The organism is Belliella calami, from assembly GCF_022549695.1.
Lineage (GTDB): Bacteria > Bacteroidota > Bacteroidia > Cytophagales > Cyclobacteriaceae > Belliella > Belliella calami.
This window is the reverse complement of the sequence record NZ_JAKZGS010000008.1, coordinates 179,074-191,198: the sequence shown is the minus strand read 5'-3', so window position 1 is coordinate 191,198 and position 12,125 is coordinate 179,074. Positions and strand designations below refer to the sequence as shown.

Genomic DNA, 12,125 nt, shown 5'->3' with positions numbered 1-12,125 from the left:
TTGCTTTTGTATGGAATGATGCTCCTCTTGGAAACCATGTCATTTCCGCTAGAACTACAGACGATAATGGCTCTACTGCTTCATCAACTGAAATCAACATTCTGGTTATCGAAAGACCAAATAACTCACCCGAAATAACGATCACTGCACCCTCAGACAATGATCAGTTTTTTGTAGGTGACCCAATTAACATTGCAGCAAATGCTGTGGATGCTGATGGCTCTATCACAAAGGTTGAATTCTTTGCGGGAAATAACCTTTTGGCAACTGACACACAAGCTCCTTTTGCTTTTGTATGGAATGATGCTCCTCTTGGAAACCATGTCATTTCCGCTAGAACTACAGACGATAATGGCTCTACTGCTTCATCAACTGAAATCAACATTCTGGTTATCGAAAGACCAAATAACTCCCCCGAAATAACGATCACTGCACCCTCAGACAATGATCAGTTTTTTGTAGGTGACCCAATCAACATTGCAGCAAATGCTGTGGATGCTGATGGCTCTATCACAAAGGTTGAATTCTTTGCGGGAAATTACCTTTTGGCAACTGACACACAAGCTCCTTTTGCTTTTGTATGGAATGATGCTCCTCTTGGAAATCATGTCATTTCCGCTAGAACTACAGACGACAATGGCTCTACTGCTTCATCAACTGAAATCAACATTCTGGTAATCGAAAGACCAAATAACGCGCCAACTGTGAACATCACAGCACCGCTCACCAACACAAAGTTTAATAAAGGAGATGAGATAGTCATAGAAGTAAATGCCCAAGACACAGATGGGACAATTGCTAAAGTGGAATTTTTCTATGGCAATATGTTTTTGGGCTCGGACTTAACAGCTCCATATAGTTTCAATTGGACTAACGCTCCAGCTGGCAAGCATATCATAACAGCAAAAGCCATTGATAATAAATCAGTTGCAATCAACTCATCTCCTATCTCTATAGAAGTAATTGAGCATCAAAGAAGTCCAAGCGTAAGAATTGTTTCACCAATCGCTAACAATGAATACTTTAAAAATGACATTTTACCATTGAATGTTGAAATCCCAGAAGAATCTTCAGAAATAATAAAAGTTGACTATTTTAGAAACAACATTTTTATAGGTAGTCGCAGTGGGGAAAATCTTTCCTACAATTGGGAAATTTCAGTCACAGGGAGTGTAAATATTACCGCAATCGCAACGGATATAGAAGGGAAAACAGCTTCGGATGCAAGATCAATCAGGGTCGTTGACCGTCCAAATCAACTTCCTTCTGTACAAATCACTTCACCTTCCGACGACAGCACTTTTTCACCTGATGAACAAATCACTATTGTAGCAGATGCCAGTGACAATGATGGGCATGTTGTAATGGTGGAATTTTTTCAAGGAAACTTACTTATTGGAAAATCAGAAGCATCACCCTACCGAATCAACTGGAACAATCCACCACTTGGCAATTTTAGTATTTCGGCTCGAGCTACAGATGACAAAGGAGGAAAAACATTTTCGGCACCCATCAATATTTTGGTAAAAGAAGACAATTCCTTACCAAAAATAGAACTTCTCACCCCGATAGACAATCAATCCTTCGAATTCGACGAAACCGTAGAACTGATAGCAATGTTCAAGGGAGATGCGAAGAATGTGAAAATGGTTGAATATTATGCTAACAGCGAATTGATCGCATCATCTTCACTTGCTCCATTTTCTTCCAAATGGGAAAATACAAGACCTGGAACCTATAACATAACAGCAAAAGCGATAGGGAATATCCCGACGAATTTTGAGGTAAGTGAAATAAGTAGAATTACAGTAAAAAACGAACCCGTTTTTAGGATCATTTCTCCAACCCAGCTTTCGGAACACCAAAAAGGATCAGCACTTTCAATTGAAGTAGAAACACCAACTTCTACCAAAACAATAGACAAGGTCGAGTTCTATAACGGTAATAAGCTAATCGGAACATCCAAGGATCAACCTTACAGTTTTGTCTTCGAAAATGTCCCTTTGGGAGAGACCACTTTAATCTCAAGACTAGTCTACACAGATGGGACTGCTTTGTTTTCATTTCCTGTCAGAATAATTGGTAAAAATAAGCCTGTCGTGAAAATAGAGGCTTCAAACGGGAAAACATCATTTGCCGTCGGAGACAGTGTATTGATCAAACCAGAGTTTGTTGATTTCCAAAACCCAATTAGTCAGGTAGAATACTTCATAAACGGTATTTCAAAAGGGATTTACAAAACTTCTCCGTTTGCACACAGCTTAGAGAACATGCCTCATGGTGAGCATGAAATCTGGATTGAAGCCATAGATGACGAAGGAAATAAGTATGTTTCTGAGAAGTTATTCATTAATGTAAGCGAGATCGCAAGAGAAGGAGAAATCAATCTTGTGGATTTTAAAATTGGGCCAAATCCTACAAATCGGTTTTTGAATCTTATTTTTGATAACATTCAAGAGGAACACCATATCTCCGCAGCTGTAGTATCCATGAATGGGAGCACTGTAAGAGTATTTGACTTTGTCTTGAATGAAAACGAAGTCACTTTGGATTTGGAGGGGCTGACAGCAGGAACTTATCTACTCAGGATACAATACCAAGGTAAAATAATCATTACCAAAAGATTCATAAAAGTGAATTAAGAAAAAAGCCGCCCCAAAAAAAGTTTTTGGGGCGGCTATATTTTACTCTTCTTGTAAAAGAACCTGATGACCAGACTTTATCAAATCAAGATCTTTTTTGAAAAGGGCAACATCTGCTTTGACCATCTCTTTGACCAAAGATTCTAAATTATATTTAGGCTTCCAGCCCAATACTTTGTTAGACTTACTTGGATCTCCGATAAGCAATTCTACTTCAGTAGGTCTAAAATACGTTGGATCGACTTTTACCAGCACATCACCTATTTTGACTTTGTATTCGCTCACTTCCAATGAATCAGCCACAAGTTGGTAATTAATGGAATCCAAGATACCTACTTCATCAACACCTTCACCTTCAAATCTGAGATTGAAACCAACTTCAGCAAAAGCCAAGGAGATAAAATCTCTTACTTTGGTAGTGACACCGGTAGCAATTACATAATCAGAAGGTTCATCTTGCTGAAGGATCAAATACATCGCCTCCACATAGTCCTTTGCATGTCCCCAGTCTCTTTTTGCATCGAGGTTACCCATATATAAGGTGTTTTGCAAGCCCAAAGCAATCTTTGAAACAGCTCTAGTGATTTTTCTAGTTACAAAAGTCTCACCTCTCAAGGGTGATTCGTGATTAAAAAGAATACCATTACAAGCATAGATACCATAAGCTTCCCTATAATTTACAGTGATCCAATACGCATACATTTTGGCAACAGCATATGGTGATCTTGGATAGAATGGTGTAGTCTCTGATTGTGGTACAGCTTGTACAAGTCCATAAAGTTCCGATGTTGAGGCTTGGTAAATTTTGGTTTTTTTCTCCATGCCCAACAATCTTACAGCCTCAAGAATCCTTAAAGTTCCAATTCCATCAGCATTTGCTGTGTATTCAGGAATATCAAAGCTCACTTTGACATGACTCATAGCTGCCAAATTGTAGATTTCATCTGGCTGTGTTTCCTGAATGATTTTTGTCAGATTCATAGAATCAGTCATATCTCCAAAATGCAATTTGAAATTACAGTTCTCGGAATGCGGGTCCTGGTACAAATGATCTATTCTATCTGTATTGAATAATGAAGTTCTTCTTTTGATACCATGAACCATATACCCTTTAGAAAGTAAAAGTTCTGATAAATATGCCCCGTCCTGCCCAGTCACTCCAGTGATCAAAGCTACTTTTCTTGTATTTGTTGTGTTATTCATGACTATATTATTTACACTGATTTGTTAGCTTATCTTTACTTTTTTGAGGTCATATGAATTTTCCAAATACCATTCATATGTAGCTTTGATTCCATCTTTCAATTTGATTTGAGCTTTCCAACCTAAATCTGACATTTTGGAAACATCCAACAATTTTCTTGGAGTGCCATCTGGTTTTTCAGAGTCCCATTTTATCTCCCCTTCGTGCCCTACTATCTCTTGAATCAGATTCGCTAATTCATAAATGGATATATCTTCGCCTGTTCCGATGTTATATAGGTTGTCCGGAAGTTTGTTTTCCAATGAAAAAAGCACTGCTTTGGCCAAATCATCAACATGCAAAAATTCCCTTTTCGGACTGCCAGTTCCCCACAATGTTACCGTTTCATGATTATCGAGTTTGGCTTCATGAAATTTTGTGATCATTGCCGGCAAAACATGGGATGTCTCCAAATCAAAATTATCTCTTGGCCCATACAAATTGGTTGGCATTAGGCTGCTATAATCTTTGCCAAATTGAGTTCTTATATACTCACATGCTTTTACTCCGGAAATTTTCGCCAAAGCGTAAGCTTCATTTGTTGACTCTAATTCTGATGTAAGTAAATACTCCTCTTTAATCGGTTGAGGAGAAAACTTCGGATAAATACATGAACTTCCAAGAAACACGAACTTTTCACAAGCATGAGCAAGGGAGGACTCAATCAAGTTGTTTTGGATTCTCATGTTGTCCATAAGAAATTGGTAGGGATATGATTTATTAGCCATGATTCCTCCAACCCTAGCAGCGGCATCGATCACTACTTTAGGCTTTTCATTTGCAAAAAAATACTCTACCTCAAGCTGGTTCCTAAGGTCTAAATCCGCACTTTTTTGGCCAATCAGATTAGTATATCCATTGTCAGTCAAATTATTCCAGACAGCCGAACCTACCATTCCTCTATGCCCTGCAATGAAAATTTTAGAATCTTTATCAATCATATTTTTATTTTAAATATTGTGGGTTTTCCTTTTCAAGCCTTTCATATACTTTCTTCACATCTTGGGCATTATCTTTATTCAAGACCAAGATTGCATCTTCAGTTTCTACCAAAATGACGTTTTCCACCCCTATGAATTCCACCAGTTTTTTAGAATTCAGTGTCAGGTTGGTATTGGATTTACGAGGGTCATTAGCAGGGATAAAATCATAAATAGCCTGAAAACTTCCCATGTCAGACCAATCAAAGAATGAAGGCACAACTTTGATTTTTTCAGTCTTTTCCATCACAGCATAGTCCACACTAATTGATGGGATTTCCATGGAAAGTGACTCGTCCAAAAAGACTCCTCTTTTTGCTGAAAAAACAGCACTACTTGCTTCATAAACCGAAGGTTCATGCTTTTTCAGCTCTTCCAAATACACACTTGCCTTAAAGCAAAACATCCCACTGTTCCAAAGAAACCTTCCTGAATCTACAAAAGACTTGGCATGCTCTTGTGTTGGCTTCTCCCTAAATGAAATGACCTCTTGGCCTTCAAATTCTATATAACCAAACCCTGTCTCTGGGCCTGTTGGCTTCAAACCAAAAGTGACGATATAATCCTGCTTTGCAAGCTCCAGTGCCTCTTGTATGGCTTTGTAATATAAATCATCATTTTTGATCAAATGGTCGGAAGGAGACACAATTAATATATCTTCCGGATCTGATTGCAAAGCTGCAAAAGCTATGGCAGCAGCTGTGTTTCTAGGGCTGGCTTCCACTATTTCCGAATACTCTTCGATAGCCAAATCTTCCAATATTTGTTTGGACAACTTATAATTGTCCTTACCCCCCACGACACAAAGCTCATCGCACACAGAAGAATTTCTCTCTACGGCTAGTTGAAAGAGGGATTTTTCATCAAAAATAGGTAGGTATTGCTTAGGTTTTGACTTTCTCGACAAAGGCCACAAACGACTCCCTATACCTCCAGATAATATTACATTTACAATTTTCATCAGAATCTTATTTGATTTTTTTAGACATACACTTACGAGGTAGAAACCTTTAATAAGCTATTTCCGATTTTCGGAAGTGTATATGAATTGAAATAACTGTGCCGTTATAATTTCGACATCAACTGTTAAGGTACTTCGAGAACTTTTGTCATCTACCCAATTGATAAACTGGTAATGTTTCCTACATCAATACTATCCAAAATCTCAAACCATGCCGTCAATGCCAATGAAGGAGGGATATCAATATCAGAAAACTTGATGACTTGCCCTTCTTCGACATTTTCTTTCAACACTACGTTTTGCATCAAACCTATAGGCACATGGTTTGGCTCATCTATGATCCTTATGGCTTCACCTCTCATGTCGAAGCCCCCGATTCCGTTTACAATAAAATCGCCCTTCACAAGTTTCCTTTTAGCAATCGCCGCAACACTTACTGTCGGGTTATCACTATTATCTATTAATATTTCGTTCTGATGAATCAATCTTTTTATAGTGCCAGGAATTTCAAAAAAACAAAGATGGGTTGGTTTGCAATGATGATAGAATGGCCCATCACCCATTTTGTAAGTACCCAGTTCAATTCTTAGCTCTTCCAAGTGCTTCGATACGATGAAGACCCCTGGAGGTGCCGTTCTTGAAAGTACGTAGTCACTGATAGGCATACCGATTTTTTCGGCAATCTCACCTAGCTGATAGGTAGAGTTTACAAAATCTTCCGTCTGTAAGCCAAGTAGCCCCTGCTGAGCAATACCAACCTCAAAAGCATTTGCCACTAAAGCTTGCTCTATTTGTAGCTTAGTCCCATCGGTAAAGGAAGTCACCGAAGAAAGCGAATACCCTTGCTTATTGGACCAATAAGTCATATCCTCCAAAGAAGGGGTTTTATTCAAAAATCCTTTGATATTGCCGTACACAAATGGGGTGAATCCCATTTCAACAACTTCTCTCCTCAACATGGCTAGGCAACCTGGCTGATCACCATTCGATTCCGTGATCAGTCCCTTCCTTGAGAGCCATGTACCTGTAGTGACCATGGTATCTGCATCCATTGTCACGACGGGCAAACCATATTTAAATGCTTCATTGATAATTGCTGTACTATAAATAGGATCTCCTGTACTTACAACAATCACATCTGATTTCAAAAAGAGTGATTCAGGGATATGGTAGACATTTTCATCAGGAACATAAAGTTCCTCTATCTTGCCTTCTCTTCTAGTCAAAACCCCTGCAACTTGCATTTCTCTGCTAGCATTCAGAAGTTTCGTAAGTCCCCGGATGATCCAGCCGGTTCCTACTAGACCAACTTTTATTTTTTCTTTTTGAGACATTGTTAGTTGTGTTTTATTTGGAATCATAAAATTAGATAATAAATTTTAAAAATCAAATTTTTGTATTTAAAATACTTTTTTATGTCGTTGAAATAAATTTGTTTTTTGTACTTTTGAAAAATCATTCTGTCTATCGAATTATTTATAGTTTTTATTCATATAAAAATGTTAGAATAAAAGATTATAAAGTACCTAAGAAAATGCTGGAGCCTCTATTAGCTACTTACAAATAACTTGGGATTAAAAAAAAAATTTAAATACAAGTACGTTACATTAATACCAGCCATAAGTAGTCCCTCCAACAATAGGTTTTCTTATCCGTTGACTGTTGTGGGTTGAAATTTAATGATTATACTCAAACATGTTGGTTTACTTACTTTATATCTAACAAAAAATTGGATAATCCTAAAGTTTAGGAAAGAGTAGTATAATCAAACAAGAAAAACATAAAATTAAAATATTTCTTTGTGATACATTTAATCAATATACATTATTATGAAAGTTGCAATAGTTACTAGACCACAAAACGGGAGTCCAAAAATACTAGCAAACTGTCTACAAACTATGTTATCTAAACTTGGTCATGATTCAGATACATTTAAAAACATTGCTTCGTTTAGAAGATTATCAAATTTTAAAGAAGTTGATTTTAAATATGGCAGATTCTTATGGAACATACATAAGCTATTTCACAAAATTGAGGATCAATTGTTTTTTTCAAAATTATCAAAATTTGATGTTATAGTTTTTTCGGAAACAATTCCTACTATGTTTATGAGAAATCAATATAACATCGAAAAGATAAAAAAGATTACGAAGAAAAAACCACTACTACTGTATGAGGTCTATTATATTGGAAATGCCCCTACTGTTATTCAATATTTAAAAGAAAATAATGACAACAATGAGGAAATATTTGATTGGCATTTTTCGGTTTCTTCTACAACTGAAATAAAACAGTTACCACAAAAACCATGGAGCCAAATTGGATTGTACTTAGAAGGAGCCAACCTTAAACCAGTCAAGAAAGAAAAACTCCTTGCAGTTATTGACTTTGAAAGAGAAGATTTTATAGAAACCAGAGAAATGCAAATCCGTGTTCTAAATGAATTACAAATCCCCTACATCTGCCTAGAGGGAAAATACGAAATTGAAGAAATAAGAAATATATATAGAAAATCTACTTTTTACTTTATGCAATCAAATGAATCCTTTGGACTTCCGATTGCAGAATGTTTAAGTTGCGGCAGTTTGATTTTTACCGAAGACAATTCATGGCCTATGGCATGGAGACTTGATGAAAGACCAACTATTCATGGCCCGGGTATACTTCCAGAGTGTTTTGTGGAATACAAAAACGAAGAAAAATTAAAAGAAAAATTAAAAGAAATAATTGAAAATTATGATTTGAATAAAACACCTTTTAATGTGTTTGACGTTTTTTACAAAAACTATCCCACATTCTATTCTGGAAATTTAAAAGCACTCGATGAGTCAATAAAAATCATCAGTAGAAGAAATTAAAACATTAAATCAATCAAATTTTATATAAATGCACCAAAGAATTTTATTTTTACTTCATCTTCCACCACCGATCCATGGATCCTCTTTGGTTGGACAATATATTCATAGAAGTCAACTAATTAACAGTAATTTCAACACCAAATATATTAATCTTTTAGGTTCAAAAAGAATCAATGAAACTGGAAAATTTAAATTTCATAAAGTCATAAGCTATTTAAATGTAATTATACAACTACTCTCTAGCTTAACAGCATTTCGGCCCCAAATCTGCTATTTCGCATTGTCCACAACAGGTATAGCATTCATTAAAGATTTAATCCTTATTTTCCTTATAAAGCTATTTCGAGTAAAATTAATTTATCATTTACACAATAAAGGAATTAAAAAGAAAAGCGAAAATACAATTCTTAAAATACTTTATCAATTTGCCTTTAAAAATACAGATGTAATTGTCCTTTCCCAAAAACTTTATTTTGATGTTGAAAAATTTGTTCCAATTGAACGAGTTTTTGTTTGTTTCAATGGGATAGAAGACAAATCTAAAATTAACCATATTAGAAAATCTCAAAGTGTACCTGTAATCTTGTTTTTATCAAACCTAATTAAATCTAAAGGTATTTTTGAATTATTAGAAGCGCTTTCGGTATTAAAGCTAAAAGGAAATCGATTCGAATGCAGAATAATAGGAGGTGAGGGAGATATTGATTCAACAATGTTGTATAAAAAAATAAGTGAACTAAACTTAAATGGTACTGTATTTTATCTTGGAAAAAAATATGATAAAGAGAAAGAAATTGAACTTTTGAATTCAGAAATTTTTGTCCTACCAACTTTTTATGAGAATGAATGCTTCCCATTGGTTCTTTTAGAAGCGATGAGCTTTTCACTTCCAATTATTTCTACTTCAGAAGGAGGAATTGAGGACATAGTACAAAATGGGATAAATGGGTTTTTAGTACAAAAATTAAACCTTGAACAACTGATAGAAAAATTAGAGATTTTAATAAAAGAACCTGAATTAAGGGCAGAATTTGGAACTAAATCTAGAGCCATTTTTGAAAAGAAATTTACTTTAAGAACATTTGAAAACTCTCTTTTGAATATTTTGAAAGATGTTTCTGTAAAATCTATCTAACTCAATCAATAACTATGGAAGAAATACAAGTCAATCAAAAATTAGCTCCAGTAGTGCTATTTGTTTATAATCGATTAGAAGAATCTAGAAGGACAGTTGAAACTCTTAGGAGAAACCACTTAGCTTCAGCAAGTAATCTGTATATATATTCTGATGGCGCAAAAAAAGAAAAAGACATCGCAAAAGTTGAGAGCGTAAGGAATTATATTAATACTATTGACGGATTTAAATCTGTGAAAATCAAAGAATCCCCGAAAAATAAAGGTTTGGCAAAATCAATTATTGATGGAGTAACAGAAGTTATTAATATTCACGGTTCGGTAATTGTACTCGAAGACGATTTAGTTTCTTCTGAAAATTTCTTGGACTTTGTTAATTCTGGGTTAAGGTACTATGAGAAATTTGATGAAGTTATATCTATTTCTGGCTATAGTCCAAACTTAAAGAGTCTAAAAACACATAATAAAGACTATTATTTGACCGAAAGAATTTCTTCTTTGGGCTGGGGGACTTGGAAAAGTAAATGGGAAAACATTGATTGGGAGGTGTCTGATTACAACGATTTTAAAGACGATTTTTTCAAAAAGTATAAGTGGTTTAAAATAGGAAGTGATTTACCTGGAATGCTGAAAAACCAAATGAATGGAAAAATAAATTCTTGGGCTATTAGATGGTCATATCATCAATTTAAACATGAAATGCTGACTGTTTACGCCTCAAAGTCAAAAGTAAATCATATAGGGGATGGTGAAGAAGCCACAAATGCTAAAGATCATGACAGGTTCTTCACGCATTTGGATCTTAGTAACCAAAGAGAATTTGAGTTTGATGAAAAACTGGAAATAAATAAAAAGTTAAGAGAAGAATTCAGGAATAACTATTCAATTTCAAAAAGATTAAAATACAAAATAAAAGCACTTTTTAAAAAATAGAAAGAGTCCCTGCGATTTAAAGATCGCGGGGATCTTTTCCTGAATTTTACAGACAATTTCAAGTATAAAAATACAATTACTCCATAAATCTTTTTTTCAAAATTACTATTGACCAATATCCATTAATTAACGTTTAATAAGAGACTAAAACCAAAAGTTGGGCATGTTCAAAATGACCAAATTGTTTACAATTGTTATCTAGCATAAATATAAAACACAAAACTGCTTAAATTTTATTCCTATCAGTAATTAACGTTGTGAAATGTCTCATCAATTCATTTGAATAAGAAACTGAATTGTACCCGTTTAGAAACAGTTCATGTCCTTTTCTACCCATTTCATCCAACTTATAAAAATCATTTAAGACCTCCTTAATTGTTGAAACCCATTCGTCTTTTGTATTGTTAGAGATACTTAAACCAAATTCCTTTTTCTGTGGATCCAGAAGGTCTACGTACTTATTTTTAGTCATAATTACAGGCTTTCCAATCGCAATAGAATCTAATAAAACAGTTAATCCCAAAGTTCTCCCAGTCTTTACTTTCTCATCCTTTATTGGAATTAAAATAAATCTTGCTTTTTTATATCTCGCTACTAATTCAGAATATGGAATAAAATCAGAGTTAATTGTTATGAAGCTAGGTAAATTATCTTTTCTCGGCCTTGTCCCTGGAGTGCAGTATATTTCTAAAGGAAATCCAATCTCTTTAAAAACATCGATAATCAAATCAAAGTCTCTATCTGTTGTACCAGCACAAATAGCGAATTTGGACTCAGATGCCAATTTTTCTCTAAAATCTTCACCATAATATTCTCTATCTGGAGCCCAATTAACAACATCAAATCTTTTTGTTGCAGCAAAATCAGTTAAATCTAAATCCTTAATAGTCTTTACCATAAGCTCTTTGCTAAAAAAAAGAATTCTTTCATAGCTCAACAAAATTTTCTTTTTAATACCAAATCTATCATCCTCCGGAATATATAAATTTTGATGTCCCAACATTACTATAGGTGTTTTAATAAAACCTAATAGTTTAAAAAAAGAGAGTAATTTGGTATTCCCTGTACCGAAAGTAGCATAAATTAGATCATAATTGTGTACTCTAAACAACATCCAAAGCTCTTGATCCAGATTGCCAAATTTAAAAATCTTACCAAGTTTATTTATAAACTTCCATTTTTCAAATGGAACTATATCCACTTTAATTTTATGATGTTTTTCTAACTCTATTTTCCCAAACAAAAAATGTGATGGGCTTTTGCCTTCAGACCACTCTTTATAAATGATATCTAAAGAATATGAGTTTGCAATTAAAATTTTCATAGCTTATTTCAGTTTAAAACAATTTGTTTATACTATATGATTTTCTGCAA

9 protein-coding genes are annotated in these 12,125 nt (G+C 34.6%); 4 read left to right on the top strand and 5 right to left on the bottom strand.

Annotated elements, in window-relative coordinates; genetic code table 11:
* A partial coding sequence (locus MM236_RS11585) for an Ig-like domain-containing protein (RefSeq protein ID WP_241275149.1) occupies positions 1 to 2,642 on the top strand: 2,642 nt, incomplete at its 5' end.
* Between the two features lie 42 nt (positions 2,643 to 2,684).
* Here the strand turns inward: MM236_RS11585 and gmd are convergent.
* The 4 genes from gmd to MM236_RS11565 all read right to left on the bottom strand — a co-directional run bounded on the left by gmd (position 2,685) and on the right by MM236_RS11565 (position 7,160).
* Complete coding sequence (gene gmd, locus MM236_RS11580) at positions 2,685 to 3,845, bottom strand: GDP-mannose 4,6-dehydratase (RefSeq protein WP_241275148.1); 1,161 nt, start codon at positions 3,843 to 3,845, stop codon at positions 2,685 to 2,687.
* A 24-nt stretch (positions 3,846 to 3,869) separates the two neighbouring features.
* Entirely contained in the window at positions 3,870 to 4,826 is a 957-nt protein-coding gene (locus tag MM236_RS11575; RefSeq protein ID WP_241275147.1) for a GDP-L-fucose synthase family protein, read from the bottom strand.
* Between the two features lie 4 nt (positions 4,827 to 4,830).
* The gene (locus MM236_RS11570; RefSeq protein ID WP_241275146.1) at positions 4,831 to 5,826 is read right to left on the bottom strand and encodes a mannose-1-phosphate guanylyltransferase; all 996 of its coding nucleotides are present in this window, start codon (positions 5,824 to 5,826) and stop codon (positions 4,831 to 4,833) included.
* 152 nt (positions 5,827 to 5,978) lie between these two features.
* Positions 5,979 to 7,160, bottom strand: a complete 1,182-nt coding sequence (locus MM236_RS11565) for an NAD(P)-dependent oxidoreductase (protein ID WP_241275145.1) — start codon at positions 7,158 to 7,160, stop codon at positions 5,979 to 5,981.
* Between the two features lie 495 nt (positions 7,161 to 7,655).
* Between MM236_RS11565 and MM236_RS11560 the strand changes: the two genes are divergently transcribed.
* Genes MM236_RS11560 through MM236_RS11550 form a run of 3 tightly spaced genes read left to right on the top strand, consistent with a single transcriptional unit; the run spans position 7,656 to position 10,751 of the window.
* A complete protein-coding gene (locus tag MM236_RS11560; RefSeq protein WP_241275144.1) occupies positions 7,656 to 8,684 on the top strand; it encodes a hypothetical protein in 1,029 nt (342 codons plus the stop codon).
* 28 nt (positions 8,685 to 8,712) lie between these two features.
* Complete coding sequence (locus MM236_RS11555) at positions 8,713 to 9,819, top strand: glycosyltransferase (RefSeq protein ID WP_241275143.1); 1,107 nt, start codon at positions 8,713 to 8,715, stop codon at positions 9,817 to 9,819.
* Positions 9,820 to 9,833: 14 nt separating this feature from the next.
* Positions 9,834 to 10,751: a glycosyltransferase family protein gene (locus tag MM236_RS11550; RefSeq protein ID WP_241275142.1), complete on the top strand. Its 918-nt coding sequence runs from the start codon at positions 9,834 to 9,836 to the stop codon at positions 10,749 to 10,751.
* A 226-nt stretch (positions 10,752 to 10,977) separates the two neighbouring features.
* On the opposite strand, the gene MM236_RS11545 is transcribed toward MM236_RS11550, so the two are convergent.
* Positions 10,978 to 12,075: a glycosyltransferase family protein gene (locus MM236_RS11545; RefSeq protein ID WP_241275141.1), complete on the bottom strand. Its 1,098-nt coding sequence runs from the start codon at positions 12,073 to 12,075 to the stop codon at positions 10,978 to 10,980.
* Between the last annotated feature and the right edge of the window lie 50 nt (positions 12,076 to 12,125).